Raw genomic sequence first — 19,409 nt, 5'->3', positions numbered from 1 at the left:
TTTTTTGTTTGTTATTCGGAAGTAGCATAACCTTATATGTTTTAATCATTTTCAGTTAGCTCCTTAACCATTCTCTTGGCTTTGTTGGCTCTTTTACCTTGTAATTTTTTGTAAATTGTATATAGAGTTTTGTTGATTTTTACAAAAATATTTTAACAATTACTACCCCCTTAATGCCCTTCAACGATCATTTGCTCCCCAAGCACGTATGGGTTTTCTTGTTGCTCATTCACAGGTCTTCGGTCTACTTGTGCGACATATTGGACGTGTTCGCCTTTTTCTTTTAGCCTTTCTGCTATTTGTTGGATAACATATTGCATCGCCGTCGTGCCACCTGTTAAATTCACAACAAAACGCACACGATTGTCCGTTTCTATTGCATGAACGAACTGATTCATATACGTTTGCCAACGATTGAAATCTGTATACGGATCTTCCATCACTACCACATGAACGTTGCCATGAAAGTCAGCTTGTTGACAAACATCGTTCACTTGCTTCGCACTTTCTTTGGATGTTAATAGCCATATCGCTTCTGGTTGATTGTGCACAATAGCACTATAAAGCAACCCTTTACTTAATCCTAACGGAGTAATTAGAATGGTTTCTTTCGCTTCTTCCTTTATCGTTTGTTCTTCATGCCATGTTTTAAATTCTTTCCAAAGTTGCTCATTTTCTAAAAACTGAAATAACTTGTAAGATTTAATTTCTTCTTCATAGAAACGATAGAAAACTTTCGGCGGCACATGATCTGTTCGGAAACTAAAATGTCCAAGATCGTTGCGATAATTTGTCAGCCGATGAAGCTTCTCTGCAAGCTCTTTCAACAACGGATTGTGTAACTTTTTCTTTTCTTGTTGTTTTAACAATGTAATAAGCAGTCGCTCACCTTTTTTCCGTATTGGATCGTAACGGAATTCGCGCTCATCCGGCATTGGCCCAATTTCATCAAGCACCCGTTCCAATATGAGCGAAACAATCATTTCTCGCAACATAATGAAGCAATGAGAAAGCAAGTGGTGATCGCCATACCAAATCGCTAAATCGTAGTATGTATGCAATCGTGACTGTTTCGGGGCGATGCATTGAACATAGTTCACAAGCTGATGAAAAATGTAGCGGACAGGTGGCACAAACTGTTCAATTTCTTTCAAGAGTTGTTCTTGTTGCAATATGCTTTCAGACTTTGAAAATAGTTGGGTAAACGATTTAATTCGTCCCGTTCTTAAATACGCACTAATATCGTTAACGTAGTTTCCAAAGCGTTTCAGTTCGTTCACCGCAATGTTTTGTTTTCGAAGCTGATTATGTAATGATTCAAGCAATGAACCTAGTGTCTTCGCATCACCAAATGCCATCAATTCATTTGCTGCCCGCTGCCATTCAGGAAGGTGGTGAACAAAAGGAGTTAAATCAAACGTCGGAGCAACAACGACTTCTTGTCCATTGATGTGCTCTGTTTTTCTTGCTTCAAACGCTCCATAATATACCCCAGCAATATGTACTTGTTTCACAAATTTCAAATATTGCAGACTAATTGTTCCAACGAGCGGCAATGTCCGAAAGCCGTGCGTAATATCAAGAACGATAGAGTCATTTTCATGCACTTGATCAGCGAGAATGGAAAAAATATTCCACAAATCTTCTTCTGTTTGCCCATCGGGAATACGCACAGCATGCACTTTCTTTTCATCTACACCGTATTGTTTTAATTCGTCAAACAACGGTGCTTCGTTTTTTTCTCGCGCCCCATCTGTCATAAATACGTATATTTCATCTGGTTGCAGTTCTTGAATAAGGACAGATAGAAAAAACTTTGCCGTATGCACACGCTCCCGAAAACGATACGTTGTTTCACGATAGTCATTCGCACCGAGAAATGTTAGTAATTTCATCCTGTATCCACCTTTTCAAAAAATATCCTCATATTACTGATGATACAAACGAACTATTTTTTACGCAATACTTTTCTGAAATTTGTAATTAAAAAAATAAAAGCAGGGTATGAACATCCCTACTTTTCAATACAACCCATGCCAATCGCTAATAGGTACGATACAAACTATGGGTGCTGGCGGAAGGCATTATCTACGATATGTTGTTTCAATTCCTCATAGGTACGATACAAACTTCGACCTTGTCTTTGGAGACGGGGCTACGAAAGGTCTCGTGTTTCAATTCCTCATAGGTACGATACAAACAAAAAAGAGAACAAGTTTTAATTATCAATCTAAAATTGGTTTCAATTCCTCATAGGTACGATACAAACGTAGCTAATATCGCTTTGAAACAAATTAATATCGAGGTTTCAATTCCTCATAGGTACGATACAAACTTAGGGAGAGGTCTTCTCTCCCCCTCTTTTGAGTCTAGTTTCAATTCCTCATAGGTACGATACAAACACTTTCCTCTTTCATACGTTGTCTAAAATCCTCATCGCGTTTCAATTCCTCATAGGTACGATACAAACTTAGCCACGTGCCCATATTGCAACGGGCGGAAAAAAGGTTTCAATTCCTCATAGGTACGATACAAACCTTCATCAGAACGCCCCCCTCACATACACATCATGCGGGTTTCAATTCCTCATAGGTACGATACAAACTTTTTAAGACACTTTCTCAGGAAAAAAAACTGAAATATGTTTCAATTCCTCATAGGTACGATACAAACCTGCGAGAATTCTTTTCCTGTTTATTGGCACAATTGGGAAAAGTTTCAATTCCTCATAGGTACGATACAAACAAACCCGACTGGTTATATGCCCTAGATACAGGAACAGGTTTCAATTCCTCATAGGTACGATACAAACTTGTGAATTGCCTAATTTTGTTCATAAACCGACGGGATTGTTTCAATTCCTCATAGGTACGATACAAACGAACTGATTTGCTACTGTCAATGGATGTGTGATGTCATCGGTTTCAATTCCTCATAGGTACGATACAAACTGTTTTATCTACACTCCACGGTCTATAATAGTCACTACCGTTTCAATTCCTCATAGGTACGATACAAACAGAACAATCCTCCTAGCGTAGAAATTGCCGATGAAAAATGTTTCAATTCCTCATAGGTACGATACAAACACTATATAGTCAACGAATTAAACATCGAAGACTATGACAGTTTCAATTCCTCATAGGTACGATACAAACCCGGATCCAACAAACCCCGTAAACAATTGAATCATATGTTTCAATTCCTCATAGGTACGATACAAACCCAAAAAAGTGTTGATATATCAACACATGGAAAAGCTATACAACATCATTATACATACATTTGAAAATTCAGTCAATAGTCTATGTCCGTTGATACAGCTAAAAAATTCACAAAAAATGAAGTGTCGTCGATCCCCCGGGGTTTTTGCAAGATTGGAGGTCGACGACAGTTGTGAATTTTATCACAAGTGAATTGTATTAAAAACAGTCTCCTGTTTAGAGACTGTTTTATGCTTCGGCATTCACTTCCGCGATAATAACAAAACCGATGACGGCTGTAATGACTAGACCTGTAATCATCCACATCATCATACATTCCCCCTTTGCCCATTTTCTTTTATTTTACACGTTTTTGTTTCGTTCGAAAATGGGGTTTATGCTTCTTCTTCTATTTTTCGTGCATATATGTGTGAACGGTGGGAGAAAAAAATAGAGGAAAGCATGAGAATAAACACCGCTCCGAGCACAAGTGGTCGCTTCGCTTCGTCAATGGCGTTTGGAATCCATGTTCCGACATATAAAAACGCACTAAGCGCAAATAAAACGAGACTGTATGCTTTATAGTCACGCGCTTTTCCTAACCAATGTCGCTTTTGTTGTTCCAAAATAACCGTCCCCCTTCCTTCTTTCAATGTATCATAGAAAAGAAAAAAGGGGGCGATGTAATTTATGCCAAAGCTTGTGCTAAGTCTTCCATTAAATCGTCGGCATCTTCTAACCCGACAGAAATGCGAATGAGGCCGTCGGTAATGCCTAGTTCATTGCGGCGCTCTTTCGGAATAGAGGCGTGCGTCATTTTTGCTGGGAGTGAAATTAAACTTTCTACCGCTCCTAAACTTTCCGCTAGCGTAAAATAGCGGACGCGCGTTAATACTTGTTCCGCTTTTTCAGCGCTACCGACGTCAAATGACACCATGCCGCCAAAGCCGCGCATTTGTTTTTTCGCTACATCATAATTTGGATGTGACGGAAGCCCAGGGTAATACACGCGCGTAACCGCTGGATGATTCGTTAAAAATTCAACGATTTTGCGCGTATTTTGTTCATGTTCTTCCATGCGGATGCCGAGCGTTTTTATGCCGCGCATCAATAACCACGAATCTTGCGGACCGAGAATGCCGCCTGTCGAGTTTTGAATAAAATGAATATCTTTTGCGAGTTGTTCGCTATTGACAACGACAAGCCCAGCGACAACATCGCTATGACCACCTAAATATTTTGTCGCGCTATGAATGACGATGTCTGCGCCAAGCGCAATTGGTGTTTGCCAATATGGTGTGCTAAACGTATTATCGACAATCGTTAACAATCCATGACGTTTCGCAATCGCTGATGCCCCTTGTACGTCTGTAATTTTTAAAAGTGGATTTGTCGGCGTTTCGATGTAAATGGCTTTCGTGTTTGGTTGAATGTGCGCTTCAATGTTCGCTAAGTCACTCGTATCGACAAACGTTGATGCAATGCCCAAGCGGTTTAATACTTTCGTCATGACGCGATACGTGCCACCATATACGTCGTCAGTTAAAATGACGTGATCGCCGCTATTGAACAACATCATGACGGCAGTAATGGCTGCCATGCCTGAGCTGAACGCAAAGCCAGCATATCCTTCTTCCACATCTTTAATAAGTTCCTCTAACGCATGGCGGGTCGGGTTGCCTGTACGTGAATATTCATATCCTTTATGCACGCCGACCGCTTCTTGTTTATACGTGCTCACTTGATAAATGGGAACAGAGACAGCCCCTGTATGCACATCTCCGGCAATGCCGCCATGAATCAATTTCGTTTTTCTTCTCACGTTACATCCCGCCTTCATAAATATGTTTACTTAAATATCGTTCGCTGCTATCTGGAAAAACGACGACGATGTTCGTTCCTTCTTCCGCCTGTTCCGCTTCTAATAAAGCGGCATGAAACGCGGCACCAGATGAGCTGCCGACAAGCAGTCCCTCTTTTTGCGCAAGCTCCTTGACGCGCTGAAACGCATCGTCATCTAAAATCGTATGGATGGCATCAAAATAGCTCGTATCCATATATGGTGGCAAAAATTCCATGCCAATTCCCTCAGTGCGATGCGGACCCGGTGCTCCACCGTTTAAAATCGACCCTTCTGGTTCAACGATGACCGTTTTTATCCGCTCATTTTTTTCTTTTAAAAATTTCGCCGTTCCCATAAATGTGCCGCCTGATCCAGCACCAGCAACGAAAATGTCAATTTGTCCGTCTAGTTGCTCCCAAATTTCTGGGCCGAGCGTTTTATAATACGTGCGTGGGTTAGCTGGATTTTCAAACTGTTGTGGGCAATAGGAGTTTGGAATTTCAGCGGCGAGCTCTTTCGCTTTCCGAATCGCCCCTGCCATTCCTTCGCTCGTTGGCGTATGGATGATGGTTGCGCCAAGTGCGCGCATCAGTTGTTGCTTTTCGATGCTAAATTTTTCTGGCACGCAAAAAATGACGCGAATGTTTTTCCCGATCGCAGCAAGCGCAAGACCGATTCCTGTATTGCCTGCCGTTGGCTCAATAATTGTTCCGCCTTCTTTTAACTTTCCTGTCGCTAGCGCATCGTTTAACAATTCTTGTCCGAGACGATCTTTGACGCTTCCGCCCGGATTCAAATATTCTAATTTCGCAAATATGCGTACCCCTTTTGGAAGCGGAAATTGCGTAATTTCAACGATCGGTGTATGGCCGATTAATTCATGCACGTTTTTCGCTACTTTCATGTTGTAACCTCCCAAAAGATGAAAAGAAGGAGAGGAAAACTCTCCTATTTGTTTAATTCATTCACCATTAATTGCACAAGCTCAGATGAATGAAGGGCTGCTTTTTGTAAAAATTGTTCAAACGATATGTTTGACTCTTTGCCAGCGATGTCTGATAACGCGCGAATGACGACAAACGGGACGCCAAATTGGTGGCATACTTGCGCAATCGCAGCCGCTTCCATTTCGACGGCATATAAGTCTGGAAATTGTGTGCGTACAAAATCGACGCGCGCTGGATCGTGCATAAATGAATCGCCTGTCGCAATTAATCCTTTCGCCACTTGAATGTCGCGAATGTGCGCTGCGCTCGTTTCGGCTGCTTGCACTAATCGCTCATCGGCAACATATCGCGCTGGCATGCCTGGCACTTGACCGTAAGCGTAGCCGAATGCGGTGACGTCGACATCATGGTGAACAACTTCTGTCGAAATGACGATATCTCCGACGTTTAATGATGGGGCAAAACCGCCAGCAGAGCCTGTATTAATTACAACATCTGGGGCAAAACGTTCTAATAAAATCGTTGTCGACATCGCCGCATTCACTTTCCCGATGCCTGATTTTAATAAAACGACGTTGGCTCCGTCTAACGTGCCGCTATAAAAAGAGCAATTCGCCACGGTCGTTTCTGTTCGATTGGCTATTTTTTCGCGCAAAATCGCCACTTCTTCTTCCATTGCTCCAATGATTGCTATTTTCATCGTTTCAACCTCTTTCACTTATTGTTTGACAGCTTCCATCAACCAGACGAAACGATTCATCGGCGTAAAGGTGACGGTAAAACCGTTTGTTGTAAACGCGCGCTCAAGAATAGGAATTGTCGTGTAATATTCGCGCTGCAAATCTTCTGCTAAGTCAACAAATCCTTTTTGTTTTGCTTCTGCAATCATCGCCTCATACGCTTCGCGATCAATGAAGGCTGTATCAGCAAACACTATTTTACCACCTTTACGAAGAAGTGCGCTATATTTGCCGATCGCTTCTTCCTTTTCCTTGTCTGTTAAATGGTGAAATGCATATGTGCTCACGATCGTATCGACCGGTTCATTCGGCAAAGGAAACTGTAAAAAGTCTCCGTCTTCAATCGTCACATCACCGAGTTTTTCTTTGGCGAGTTCACGCATCGGTGTGGACGGTTCAATGCCATATACCGTTTTTTTCGCTTCGATCAATTTTTTTGTTAAATTTCCTGTTCCGACGCCAAACTCTAAAACGACGTTGCCGCTTTTTTCAACGACTGTATTTAAAATCGTCTCATATCCGTCAAATACGTCACGGTATTGTTCATCGTGCCCGTATACAGACGAATCGTACGACTGTGCCCAATTCTCAAAGATGTCTAAAAATTCACGTCCCATGATGTCACGCTCCACAAAATATAATAATTCCTATAAGTATAGTATGAATTAAATACGCTACTGTTCTCAATCTACCACATTTTTTTTAGATGTTCAATGGAAATATGTTAAACTACGTGTAGAAAGGAGGAAGACGATGATTACGTTTGATCTCATTCAAGATAAAGTGGAATTTTTCGAAGCGACGGACTTAGCGACGTTAGAGAAAAAAATTAATGAGCAAATTGAACATAACAAAGCGATTATGCTTGAAGTGCATCATGTTTCGTATCACATGCAACTGTTAGAAAACGGACAACGTCTTTATAGTGCGATGGTGCATTTTAAAGCAAAAAAATAGAGCGTCACGGACGGCGCTCTATTTCTTTTAATTGTTGTACTTTTGTTGGCTTCCACCCTTCATTTGTTACCCATTCGATAAACACTTTATAATGTTCCGTTTTATCTTTTTTGGAAACAGTAGCAACAGCATGATTCGGGCTTCCTCCATTTCCGATAAACCAAACGATCAAATCAGAAGAAGAAATGCCAGTCGCATAACTAATCGCATCGAGCATTTCTTTCCAATCAACCGAATTTTTATCGTATTGTGTCACATGCGGCTCCGATTGCGTTGTACCGATCGGCTGCCATGACGGATTGACAATTTCACGAACGACATTGGAATTTGGATCATCGACAACGGTTTCTTCTACTTTCTCATTGTTTTCTTGTTGTTCTGTTTGTTGTTCTGACGGTTGTTCATTCGTTTCTCGTTCGTTTGTTTCGACTTCAACCGGTTGCGGAGAGGCGTTTGTTTCTTTTACTGAACGGTCGTTGGCAAATAACCATTTCCATCCGAAAAATAAAATAAGCGCAAATACGATCGCAATCAACGTATTCAATATACGATTTACTTTTCTTTGTTTTGAACGTTTCGCAAAACGGCTACTCACTCTTCGTTCATTCCTTTCTGTTCCAACTCATATGTTGCACGAACGATATCGGCAAAAATGGCGTTCGTGACAGAGGCAGCTGATGCTGTTTCTAATTGTACCACAACGAGCGCATATTTTGGACGGTCAGCTGGAAAATAACCTGCGAACCATTTGTTTACGAGTTCTTCTTTCCCCGTTTCTGCTGTTCCTGACTTTCCTGCTACGGCATAAGGCAACGATTGAAACGTGCGACCCGTACCTTCGGAATGCGTCACGACAAGTTGTAACAGCTCTTGTAGTTTGCCGATCGTCTCTTTGCGCAAGGAATCGGTTGTTAATCTCTTTTCGTCAAAAGTGAAAAACGTTGTACCATTTTTATACATCATTTTCCGGGCGATACGCACTTGTTTTGCCTCACCGCCGCGAGCAATGGTTGCCATCATATTCGCTACCGCAAGCGGCGATACACGGACATCTTTTTGACCGATCGCCGTTTGGGCAACAGCAAGCGGAACGTGTTTATCTCGTTCATCCGTCCAAATTTTCCCTTGCTTCTCTTCGCGAAGTGGACGAAACGATTCGAAATGATATACATTCCCTTCCCAACCAACGCGCGGAAACAAACCGAGCTTTTGAGCATATATATCAAACATATTTTTGTCCATCGCAAGAAGCTGTTTTCCTAACTCTCCAAACGTTCGATTACAACTGATTGCAAAACTCTCTTCAAATGACCGCATGCCTTTCTTTTTTTCTTCCGACTCACCGTTAATTTTCCGGTCACAGTTAAACGTTTGTCCGTGAATAAGCCCGTTTTCAAGTGCTGCTGCTGCAACGACCACCTTAAACACAGAACCCGGCACTTGAGGAAGGAGCGCTCTGTTTTGTGCCGCTCCGTCTTTGTACGGATTTCGTTCATCAATCACTGGGGCGCTTGCCATCGCAACAACGTCGTTTGTTTCGACATCGAGCAAAACGACAGCTCCTTTTTCCATCCCATGTTGAGCAATGATTTGTTCGACACGTTGTTGCATGGTACGGTCAATGGTTGTTTGTACGGTAATCGGATAAAATGGATTTGCTTGCTCTGTATATTTTACATCCATGCCAAATAGCGGTTCACCGCGAGCATCTACGTGATACAGTAGCTTCGTTTCCCCATCAGGAATTAAAAACTCGTCAAACGAACTTTGTAAACCTGATACACCTATTTTTTTTGCTGATAACTTTCTATCCCCGTATCGTTCCTTGAGCAACTTCTCATTTTCACCAAGTAAACCGATCACATGTTGGGCGTATTTTTCCTTTAGTTCATATTGTTTATGAACAGCGATGACACCGGGAATATGCAACTCATTAATACGTTCCATTTGCCACGATTGAAGCTGAATGGGCCGTTGTCCGTTATGCAAAATGATTGGACCTTTCGCCTCTTCAAGCTGTCGTTTGATCATCTCTTTTGGCATGGAAACGATCGCAGCAATTTGATCGATTGGCCAGTCCATTTTTTTTAAAAACGGAAATAGGACGAGCGTTGGAATGTACTCGTATGTAAGCGGCTGACCATAGCGATCAACGAACATCCCGCGCCCATCATCGATAATGAGCTGTTCCGTTCGTTGGGCGACGCTCGCTTCAATTAAATTAATCCCATGAAACGACTCGGTGCTTACAAGTTGTAGTTGAACGAGCCGACCGATCAAACTGAATATGGCTAGTTGAATGATTGTTAATATGATGACCATCCGTTTTTTTACCATAAAAAACACCTCGTCTTCATTGTCGACGAGGTGTCGTATTTTAAAACCTATTTCACTGCGATGATTTTTACAACCATGTCTCCACCAGGCGTGTGAACTGTCACTTCTTCACCAACACGGCGACCGATAAGCGATTTAGCAATTGGAGAGTCGTTTGAAATTTTTCCTTCAAACGGGTCCGCTTCTGCACTACCGACGATCGTATACGACTCTTCTTCCCCATCTGGAAGTTCGACAAATGTCACTGTTCTTCCAAGCGATACGATGTCTGTACTTTCTAAATCTTCTTCAATAATTTTCGCATTGCGAATCATATTTTCAAGCATTTGAATGCGCGATTCAACGAACGCTTGCTCATCTTTTGCCGCATCGTACTCGGAGTTTTCAGATAAGTCCCCGAAGCTGCGCGCAATTTGAATGCGCTCTACGACTTCTTTTCGCTTCACTGTTTTTAAATATTCAAGTTCTTGCTCGAGTTTCTCCTTCCCAGCTTTCGTCATTGGGTATTCTTTTTCCATTGACATGTCATTCACTCCTTTTATTTATGTATGGAAAATGTACGAACGGCTCGTTCGTACAAAGACAAAAAGTTTACATATTATCTATGCTATGGTATTACAAAATAGAATTTTGTTCAAGAATCGTTTGAATTTTTGTAACCATTAAGTCGATGGCAACGTGATTATGGCCGCCTTCTGGGATGATGATGTCGGCATATCGTTTCGTCGGTTCAATAAATTGATTGTGCATCGGACGCACGACATTTACATATTGCTCGATGACCGACTCAAGCGTGCGTCCACGTTCTTTAATGTCGCGCAGTAAACGACGGATGATGCGAATGTCGGCATCCGTATCAACGTACACTTTAATATCCATTAAGTTGCGCAATCGTTCATCTTCTAATACAAGAATGCCTTCTAAAATGATCACGTCTTTCGGTTCAACGCGAATAACTTCGTTTGAGCGCGTATGAAGCGTGTAGTCGTATACAGGCTTATCAATTGGTTCGTAATTCAACAGTTTATTAATATGTTCAATAAGCAAGTCATTGTCAAAAGCGAGCGGATGATCGTAGTTTGTTTTTAATCGTTCTTCAAACGGTAAATGACTCTGATCTTTATAATAAAAATCTTGTTCAAGCATTAAAATAGAATGTCCTTGAAAATGTTCATAAATCGCTTTTGTAACGGTCGTTTTCCCCGAACCGGAGCCTCCTGCAACTCCGATGACAACCGGTTTCTTCCTCATGTTAGTGCCCCTTTCTCATCATGTTGTATGGGAAAACTTCTCGATCGACTTTAAAACGAACAATTTGGAGCGGATGACGGGCAGCATCAAGCTCGTTCCCTTCTTCATCCCAAATTTTTTCAATAACTTGTGTAAAGTTTTCAATTTCAGGTCCGAAAAATTCAACTTCATCGCCTGGTTTGAAGAAGTTGCGCTGCTGCAACGTCACGATGCCTGTTTGTTTGTCATAATCAAGCACAAGACCGACGAAATCGTACGTTGTTTTTTTGCTATGAACACCAAACATTTGCTCTTTATAGCCCGGAACACCTTCAAAAAAGGCTGGTGCGGTGTCACGATTAGCACATTTATCGAGCTCATCTAGCCACTCTTTTCGAATGACGAAATTGTCAGGGTCTGCGCAATAAGCATCAATGACTTTGCGATAAACACTAACGACCGTTGCCACATAGTGAATCGACTTCATACGGCCTTCGATTTTTAAACTATCAATACCAAGTTCAATCATTTTTGGAATGGATTGAATTAAGTTTAAATCTTTCGGGCTCATCGCAAACGGATCGTCCGTTTCGTCAAATAACGCCAGCGCTTCATCTCCTTCAAGCTTGTACAAATCGTAATCCCAGCGACACGATTGACAACAGCCACCACGGTTAGAATCACGCGCGGTCATATGATTGCTTAATACACATCGACCGGAATACGCAATACACATCGCACCGTGAATAAACGTTTCGATTTCAATATCGACTTTTTCTTTTATTTCACGAATTTCTTCAGCGCTAGTTTCACGGGCTAAAACGACGCGCTCAAGTCCTTCTTCTTTCCAAAATTGTACCGCTTTCCAGTTCGTAAGCGACTGTTGGGTACTTAAATGCACTTCAAGTTTCGGTGCAACGCGACGCGCGGTTTCAATAATAAGCGGGTCAGCAACGATAATGCCGTGCACACCAACGCTCTCTAAACCGCGCAAATAATCTTCAAGGCCAGGAATGTTTTCGTTATGGGCGTAAATGTTCGTCGTCACGTAAATTTTCGCCCCATATTGTTTCGCAAATTGCACACCTTCGGCCATTTCTTCAAGCGTAAAGTTGTCGGCATTTGAGCGGAGACCGTATTCTTGTCCACCGATAAACACAGCGTCTGCCCCGTAATGAACCGCCACTTTTAGCTTTTCTAAGTTGCCAGCTGGGGCAAGTAGCTCCGGTTTTTTCACAATGACACGCTTGCCGTCAATGATTTGTGATATGCTCATATGTCTCCCTCCTTTTTTAATATACCGTTTCTTTAAAGAAAAAGCCGGTGTCTAACGGGCGATGCTTTGGCTGAATCGCTTCAATGCGCGCAAGCAGTTCACCTTTTTCTTCTTCGTATTGTTCGCGGTTTTCTGCGCATAAATCGATGGCGCGTCGATATAGTTTCGTTACCTCTGTAATATACTCTGGCTCATGAAGCACACCGTCAATTTTAAAGCTATCGATTTCTGCGTCAATCATGTCCCCTAGCTCGTCAATAATACAAATATCATTTGGGCTCATAATATGCGTACCGTTTTCATCTTCGAAAATCGGATATTTATTGTCGCGTTCTTTATCGTATAAAAAGAGCCCTTTCGCATATTTCATTTGTTGTACTTCCATAAACTTTCCTTGATATTCAAAATAGTTGCCGATGAGAGAACGTTTCGATTGAAACATGCATGTCATCCCATGCACTTGCACTTCAATTTCCACTTCCGCATGATGTTTAATATCAATAATTTCTTCCATATTTAATTCTCGGGCAAGAACAGCGCGTTTCGCTCCTTTTCGTCCCCAATAGTTGCACGCATACCAGTTGGTTGCTGTCGTTTCTGTATTCCAATGAAGTTTCATATGCGGTGCCACTTCTCGCACCGTCATTAACACCGCTGGATCACCAAATACGATCGCATCCACTTGTTGTTCTGCTAAAAAGCGAACATAATCACTCAGTTCATCGACTTTATCGTTATGAAACAACGCATTCATCGCAACATATACGCGCACACCGTACTTACGAGCAACTTGCATCGCATCTGCTACATCTTGGCGTGAAAATTCGCCTGCTAAACGCAAACCGTACCGTTGTTCACCAATGATGACGGCATCGGCTCCTGCTTGAGCCAGTTGCTCCATATGAGCAACGCTCGTTGGCGTAACAAGCAATTCTGGTTTTTTCATTTTACTCACCTCGTTTTCTCGATATCGCCATTCCGTCACCGATCGGAATGATGATCGTTTCATAGCTCGGATGCGCCACCAACCATTCGTTGTATGCTCGAATTTTTTTCATGAGCTGACGAATGCGTTTTTGTTCAATCGGTTCATTCGTGGCGACAAGTCCTTTAAACAGTACGTTATCTGTTATAATAATCCCCTTTTCACTTAACATTGGCTCATACAACTCAAAAAAGCGGCGATATTGTCCTTTTGCCGCATCAATAAACAATACGTCAAACGGAGCGTATTTTTTTACTTCATCGTTTATGTCAAGGGCATCACCAAACAGTAGCGTTATTTGCTTTTTCGTATTCGTTTGCTCCGTGTACATACGCGCTTGTTTGTAGCGCTCTTCATCTCGTTCGATCGTAACAATTTTCGCATTCGGCAACGCTTTTGCCATCCGAATAGCAGAGTAGCCAATCGCAGTGCCAATTTCTAAAATGCGCATCGGTTGAATGAGTTTTAATATGTGCAACATCGTTTCGATGCTGAGCGCATCCATAATCGGAACACCGTGTTCACGCGCATATTGTTCCATTGCTACGATTGTTTCTTCTTTTTTAGGAAGTAATGATTCTACATATTGAATAATTTCCTGATTTACCAACAAACCGTCCTCCTCGTAAAAACAAGAGTTCAAACGAGTTGAACTCTTGTTTCGTCACGATCCATAACTTTATATATACTACCATAAATCAAAACAAAATGCGAACGTTTTATTGCTTTCCGATATATTTTGCCTTTTCCCGATTATGTTCGTCAAGTGTTTTTGTAAAAATCACTTCTCCTGCTGGTGTAGCTAAAAAGTAAAAATAATCTGTCTCCGCTGGATGAAGAGCTGCGTGAAGGGACATTTCTCCTGCATTCGCAATCGGTCCCGGTGGAAGTCCTTTATACATATACGTATTGTACGGTGAGTTTACTTCTAAGTCTTTGTAATATACACGTTGTTTATGTTGGCCGAGCGCATATAAAACCGTTGGATCGGTTTGGAGCGGCATACCTTTTTCTAATCGATTGTAAAACACGCTTGCAATTTTTTCACGATCTGCTTTTTCTGTTGCCTCTTCTTCAATGAGTGATGCCATCGTTAGTAGTTGATGAACCGTCATGCCACGCGCTTCCATATCTTCTGTATATTTCGCCAACACTTCTTCTGTTTTGGCAATCATCGTTTCAATTATGTTTTCAAGCGACGGTTTTTCTTCTGTAAACGAATATGTCGCTGGGAATAAATACCCTTCAAGCGCATAACGAATGTTTTTATTTAAAATATCCGTTGTTAAAACAGAAGGATATTTTTTCATAAGCTCATCAATATAGGCGCGATTAGTTAACTTTGTCATAATGTCTTTTGATGAATAGCCTGTTTTTTGCGAAATAATTGTCGCAATTTGCGTCAGCTGTTTTCCTTCTGGAATTGTTATTTTTAATTTCGCTTCTTTGACAACTTTTCCTGTTTTTAACTTACCTACAATTTGCTCTAACGTCATGGCTTTTGTAAACGTATAATTGCCTGCTTGAAAGTCGGCGTGGTTTTTAAATTTCACGTAATAACGAAAAATGGTCGCATTTTTAATCACACCGTTTTTTTCTAATACATTCGCAATCGTATACACCGATGAACCGATTGGAATTTCTACTTGAATTGGCGTTTTGTCGTTCGGATCAACCGGCTGCAAGGCAGAACGAATATATACAAACAAGCCAATGCATGCAGCAATTATAATCAATAATAGAGGTACTGTAATATATAAGACAATTTTTCGCACCGTTTTCGCTTCGTGTTCTTGTAACATGCTTCATCCTCCCCTCACTTTTGACATTATACTACAAATAATGACATGACATAAATAAAAAAAGAAGCTGACGTATAGCCAGCCTCTTATTCCTCTCCTTCTTCCTCTTCACCTAGGAATGTGTTTAACATTTCTTCGATCATATCCCATTCTTCTTCTGTTTCGATCGGCTGCAACTCTCCTGCTTGCCCATCTTCTCCTGGGATAAAGGAAGATGCGTGAATTTCGATTTCTTCATTGTCATCTTCTTCTGCACCAATTGGATAGTACAGAACATAAGATTTTCCGAATTCTTCAGATTCAAATGTAAATAATACTTCGCAAAGTTGCTCGTTGCCGTCTTCATCAACGACTGTAATGTGTTTTTCACCGTGTTCCATCATGTTCACCTCAATTGTTTATGGTCCAAATACGATTGTAAAATCATTACTGCGGCCATTTTGTCGATCACTTGTTTTCGCTTTTTTCGACTAACGTCCGCAGCAATCAACATGCGCTCTGCTGCCATCGTGGACAATCTTTCATCCCACAGGATGACAGGAAGTGAAAACGTTTCTTTCACTTGTTCCGCAAAGCGTTTTGTCGCCTCGCCACGCGGCCCGATCGTGCCGTTCATGTTTTTCGGAAATCCGACGACGATTTCCTCAACCGCGTATTGCTCAATTAATTGTCGCAAACGGTCAAAACCATATTCGCCGTTTTCTTCATCGATGCGAATCGTCTCGATGCCTTGAGCCGTCCATCCTAACTCGTCGCTTACAGCAACACCGAGCGTTTTCGTTCCAACGTCTAATCCTAAAATACGCATGTGGCTATTCCTCGCGATGTGTTCGTAAATAGAATTTCACTAATTCTTCAATTAATTCGTCACGATCGACTTTACGAATTAAGTTTCTGGCATCTTTATGGCGAGGGATGTAAGCTGGATCACCAGATAATAAGTAGCCGACTATTTGGTTAATTGGGTTATACCCTTTTTCTTGTAATGCGTCGTATACGGTAAGCAACACTTCCCGAACATCGACATCCATCGGTTCTTCCGGAAAGTTAAATTGCATTGTATTATCAAACGAACTCACCGTCTTTTGCACCCCACTCTCACGTTCCACGAAATCTGGCATATCCATCCTTACATCCATTGTACACGATTTCCACCATTTATTAAACAGATTTTACCCACTGTTCGACAAATTTAAGCGCTTCGTCTACTTTATTCGCATCTTTTCCGCCGGCTTGTGCTAAATCTGCTCGGCCACCGCCACCACCGCCGCAGCGCGTCGCTACTTCTTTAATAAGTTTCCCTGCGTGATAGCCGCGGTCGACTAAATCGTTTGTTACCCCGGCAATTAAGTTTACTTTATTTTGTTGTACAGAAGCAAGCACAATGATTGCTGATCCTAATTTTTGTTTTAAATCGTCAATCATCGCACGCAAGCTGTTCATATCGGCGTTATTTACTTTGCTTGTGACAAGTTGAACACCGTTTACTTCTTTTACTTCGTTTACTAAGCTTTCTGCTTCCATATGACTTAAACGGGCAGAGAGCGATTCATTTTCACGTTGCAGTTCACGCATATCATTCATGAGCGTATCAATGCGCGTTACCACATCTTTCGGATTTGTTTTTAATTTTTCCGCTACTTCTTTTAATAATGCAATTTGGTCGTTCATTAGACGATACGCAGCTTTTCCTGTGACCGCTTCAATACGGCGTGTACCTGCCCCAATGCCTGATTCAGAAACAATTTTAAACAAACCGATTTCGGCTGTATTTGTTACATGGCAGCCACCGCAAAGCTCTAGGCTATAGTCGCCTACTTGCACGACGCGTACGATGTCGCCATATTTTTCGCCGAATAGCGCCATCGCCCCCATCGCTTTCGCTTCATCAAGCGGTTTATAGTCGATCGCAACCGGGAGATTGCGCCAAATTTGTTCGTTGACAATCGCTTCAATTTGTTCAAGCTCTTCTTGTTTTACTTGACCGAAATGCGTAAAGTCAAAACGTAAACGGTCAGGCGCAACAAGCGAACCAGCTTGGTTAACATGCACGCCAAGCACATCTTTTAACGCTTGATGCAACAAATGTGTCGCTGTATGGTTTTTCACGATATCAACACGCGCTGCTTCATCGACACGTGCTGTATATGTGCCGTTTGTTTGAATGACCCCATGTTCAACGACGATATGATGTAAATGTTGACCGTTTGGTGCTTTTTGGACATCTTTTACGTACGCTTTTCCTGTTTCTCCTTCGATCCAGCCACGGTCAGCGATTTGTCCACCGCTTTCTGCATAAAACGGCGTTTCACGTAAAATCATTTGCGCTTCTTGTCCTTCGCTCACTTCATTCACAAGTTGACCGTCTTTCACGATCACTTCGACAACAGACGAAACAGAAAGTTGATCGTAGCCAACAAACGTGCTTTCTACTTTAATATCGCCTAATACGCCACCTTGTACTTGCATCGAATCGACATCTTGACGTGCAGCACGTGCCCGTTCACGTTGGCGCTCCATTTCACGCTCAAAACCATCATGGTCGACTTTCATTCCTTCTTCTTCTGCATACTCTTCCGTTAATTCCACAGGGAAGCCGTATGTATCGTACAGGCGGAATACATCTTCACCGCTAATCGTATCGCTACCACGTTGTTTTTCTTTTTCAATGACGCTTGCTAAAATCGCAAGTCCTTCGTTTAACGTTTCGTGGAAGCGCTCTTCTTCATTTTTAATGACTTTTTGAATGAACGTTGCTTTTTCTTTCACTTCCGGATAATAGTCAACCATAATTTCACCGACAACCGGCACGAGTTCATACATAAATGGACGTTGAATGTTTAATTGTTTCGCATAACGAACCGCACGTCGCAATAAGCGGCGCAACACATAACCGCGTCCTTCGTTTGATGGAAGCGCACCGTCTCCAATCGCAAACGTTACGGTACGAATATGGTCTGCGATGACTTTAAATGCCACGTCTTTTTCAGCATTTGTACGATATGTTTCACCTGAAATTTGCTCAGTTGCGCGAATGATTGGCATAAATAAATCGGTATCAAAGTTTGTCGGAACGTCTTGTAAAATCGAGCACATTCGCTCTAACCCCATGCCCGTATCAATGTTCTTCTTCGGTAGCGGCGTGTACGTACCGTCAGGATTATGGTTAAATTGTGAAAAGACGAGGTTCCACACTTCTAAATAGCGTTCGTTTTCTCCCCCCGGATATAATTCGGGATCGTTCGGGTCGTTGCCAAATTGTTCACCGCGGTCATAGAAAATTTCTGTATTTGGCCCACTTGGACCTTCCCCGATATCCCAGAAGTTTCCTTCTAACCGAATAATACGTTCTTCTGGTAACCCGATTTCGTTATGCCAAATGTCAAACGCCTCTTCATCTTCTGGATGGATTGTGACAGAAAGACGGTTCGGATCAAAGCCAATCCATTTTTCGCTCGTTAAAAACTCCCATGCCCAATGAATCGCTTCTCGCTTAAAATAGTCGCCAATCGAGAAGTTGCCGAGCATTTCAAAAAACGTATGGTGGCGCGCCGTTTTTCCGACATTTTCAATATCGTTTGTACGAATCGATTTTTGCGCATTACAAATGCGTGGATTATCTGGAATGACGCGACCATCAAAATATTTTTTTAATGTCGCCACACCGCTATTAATCCATAACAACGATGGATCGTCAATTGGAATGAGCGATGCGCTCGGCTCAACGGCGTGACCTTTTTCTTTGAAAAAGTCTAAAAACATTTGACGAACTTGAGCAGATGTTAGCTTTTTCACGTTTCCTTCCTCCCTTATAAAATATAAAAAACTCCCATCCCTGCTCAGGGACGAGAGCTTGCTCGCGGTACCACCCTGTTTATGGACAAACGTCCATCACCTCAACCGCCGTAACGTGGCTTCGTCGGCAGGGTTTGCCTGCACTCAGGATTAGCGTTCTGTTACCCTTCATCTGGAATTTCTTTCAGCCGCGGAAATTCCTCTCTGTGCGCCAAAATGCGCTTTAAGATGGACTGTAACATACTCGATCCGTCATCGTTTTTGTATGTATTACTCTTGTGAAAATTATAGACA

General features: G+C 42.0%; 19 protein-coding genes and 1 CRISPR repeat array. Of the genes, 1 reads left to right on the top strand and 18 read right to left on the bottom strand.

The annotated features are described in order from the left end of the window. Window positions 1–170 precede the first annotated feature (170 nt). The 6 genes from csx2 to HNQ82_RS13790 all read right to left on the bottom strand — a co-directional run bounded on the left by csx2 (window position 171) and on the right by HNQ82_RS13790 (window position 7,350). Window positions 171–1,895: a TIGR02221 family CRISPR-associated protein gene (gene csx2 / locus HNQ82_RS13815; RefSeq protein WP_183250324.1), complete on the bottom strand. Its 1,725-nt coding sequence runs from the start codon at window positions 1,893–1,895 to the stop codon at window positions 171–173. Between the two features lie 138 nt (window positions 1,896–2,033). Further along, window positions 2,034–3,225: a CRISPR direct-repeat array (repeat unit 30 nt; unit sequence GTTTCAATTCCTCATAGGTACGATACAAAC). 373 nt (window positions 3,226–3,598) lie between these two features. Continuing rightward, window positions 3,599–3,829, bottom strand: coding sequence for a YrhC family protein (locus HNQ82_RS13810; protein WP_425486272.1), 231 nt, complete (start codon window positions 3,827–3,829; stop codon window positions 3,599–3,601). A 62-nt stretch (window positions 3,830–3,891) separates the two neighbouring features. After that, on the bottom strand, window positions 3,892–5,025 hold the full coding sequence (locus HNQ82_RS13805; RefSeq protein ID WP_183250320.1) for a bifunctional cystathionine gamma-lyase/homocysteine desulfhydrase: 1,134 nt from the start codon (window positions 5,023–5,025) through the stop codon (window positions 3,892–3,894). Window position 5,026: 1 nt separating this feature from the next. Continuing rightward, window positions 5,027–5,950, bottom strand: a complete 924-nt coding sequence (locus HNQ82_RS13800) for a PLP-dependent cysteine synthase family protein (RefSeq protein ID WP_183250318.1) — start codon at window positions 5,948–5,950, stop codon at window positions 5,027–5,029. Window positions 5,951–5,994: 44 nt separating this feature from the next. After that, a complete protein-coding gene (gene mtnN / locus HNQ82_RS13795) occupies window positions 5,995–6,693 on the bottom strand; it encodes a 5'-methylthioadenosine/S-adenosylhomocysteine nucleosidase (protein WP_183250316.1) in 699 nt (232 codons plus the stop codon). 18 nt (window positions 6,694–6,711) lie between these two features. Next, entirely contained in the window at window positions 6,712–7,350 is a 639-nt protein-coding gene (locus HNQ82_RS13790) for a class I SAM-dependent methyltransferase (RefSeq protein WP_183250314.1), read from the bottom strand. Between the two features lie 136 nt (window positions 7,351–7,486). Here HNQ82_RS13790 and HNQ82_RS13785 point away from each other — a divergent pair, with 136 nt between their 5' ends. Continuing rightward, window positions 7,487–7,690 (top strand): DUF2536 family protein, encoded by a 204-nt coding sequence (locus HNQ82_RS13785; protein ID WP_032100156.1) that lies wholly within the window; start codon window positions 7,487–7,489, stop codon window positions 7,688–7,690. Between the two features lie 4 nt (window positions 7,691–7,694). On the opposite strand, the gene HNQ82_RS13780 is transcribed toward HNQ82_RS13785, so the two are convergent. The 12 genes from HNQ82_RS13780 to alaS all read right to left on the bottom strand — a co-directional run bounded on the left by HNQ82_RS13780 (window position 7,695) and on the right by alaS (window position 19,115). Continuing rightward, on the bottom strand, window positions 7,695–8,285 hold the full coding sequence (locus tag HNQ82_RS13780) for a DUF1510 family protein (protein ID WP_183250312.1): 591 nt from the start codon (window positions 8,283–8,285) through the stop codon (window positions 7,695–7,697). Further along, window positions 8,282–10,027, bottom strand: coding sequence for a peptidoglycan D,D-transpeptidase FtsI family protein (locus tag HNQ82_RS13775; protein ID WP_183250308.1), 1,746 nt, complete (start codon window positions 10,025–10,027; stop codon window positions 8,282–8,284). The genes HNQ82_RS13780 and HNQ82_RS13775 overlap by 4 nt, the downstream gene beginning before the upstream one ends. 47 nt (window positions 10,028–10,074) lie before the next feature. Then, complete coding sequence (gene greA, locus HNQ82_RS13770; RefSeq protein ID WP_035019996.1) at window positions 10,075–10,551, bottom strand: transcription elongation factor GreA; 477 nt, start codon at window positions 10,549–10,551, stop codon at window positions 10,075–10,077. A gap of 91 nt (window positions 10,552–10,642) precedes the next feature. Next, a complete protein-coding gene (udk, locus tag HNQ82_RS13765) occupies window positions 10,643–11,278 on the bottom strand; it encodes a uridine kinase (RefSeq protein ID WP_183241097.1) in 636 nt (211 codons plus the stop codon). A gap of 1 nt (window position 11,279) precedes the next feature. Beyond that, the gene (locus tag HNQ82_RS13760; protein ID WP_183250306.1) at window positions 11,280–12,533 is read right to left on the bottom strand and encodes a peptidase U32 family protein; all 1,254 of its coding nucleotides are present in this window, start codon (window positions 12,531–12,533) and stop codon (window positions 11,280–11,282) included. A 16-nt stretch (window positions 12,534–12,549) separates the two neighbouring features. Continuing rightward, window positions 12,550–13,479 carry a peptidase U32 family protein gene (locus HNQ82_RS13755; RefSeq protein ID WP_183250304.1) on the bottom strand — a complete coding sequence of 310 codons (930 nt, stop codon included), beginning with the start codon at window positions 13,477–13,479 and terminating at the stop codon, window positions 12,550–12,552. Between the two features lies 1 nt (window position 13,480). After that, window positions 13,481–14,128 (bottom strand): O-methyltransferase, encoded by a 648-nt coding sequence (locus tag HNQ82_RS13750; protein WP_183250302.1) that lies wholly within the window; start codon window positions 14,126–14,128, stop codon window positions 13,481–13,483. Window positions 14,129–14,237: 109 nt separating this feature from the next. Then, on the bottom strand, window positions 14,238–15,320 hold the full coding sequence (gene mltG / locus HNQ82_RS13745) for an endolytic transglycosylase MltG (RefSeq protein WP_183250300.1): 1,083 nt from the start codon (window positions 15,318–15,320) through the stop codon (window positions 14,238–14,240). Between the two features lie 86 nt (window positions 15,321–15,406). Further along, a complete protein-coding gene (locus HNQ82_RS13740; protein ID WP_032100163.1) occupies window positions 15,407–15,700 on the bottom strand; it encodes a DUF1292 domain-containing protein in 294 nt (97 codons plus the stop codon). A gap of 5 nt (window positions 15,701–15,705) precedes the next feature. Next, a complete protein-coding gene (gene ruvX / locus HNQ82_RS13735) occupies window positions 15,706–16,128 on the bottom strand; it encodes a Holliday junction resolvase RuvX (RefSeq protein WP_032100164.1) in 423 nt (140 codons plus the stop codon). A gap of 4 nt (window positions 16,129–16,132) precedes the next feature. Beyond that, window positions 16,133–16,399: an IreB family regulatory phosphoprotein gene (locus HNQ82_RS13730; protein ID WP_004889315.1), complete on the bottom strand. Its 267-nt coding sequence runs from the start codon at window positions 16,397–16,399 to the stop codon at window positions 16,133–16,135. Between the two features lie 82 nt (window positions 16,400–16,481). Next, on the bottom strand, window positions 16,482–19,115 hold the full coding sequence (gene alaS / locus HNQ82_RS13725) for an alanine--tRNA ligase (RefSeq protein WP_183250298.1): 2,634 nt from the start codon (window positions 19,113–19,115) through the stop codon (window positions 16,482–16,484). Between the last annotated feature and the right edge of the window lie 294 nt (window positions 19,116–19,409).

This window comes from Anoxybacillus tengchongensis (assembly GCF_014201585.1).
Classification (GTDB): domain Bacteria; phylum Bacillota; class Bacilli; order Bacillales; family Anoxybacillaceae; genus Anoxybacillus; species Anoxybacillus tengchongensis.
This window is presented reverse-complemented; position numbering and strand designations above follow the sequence as displayed.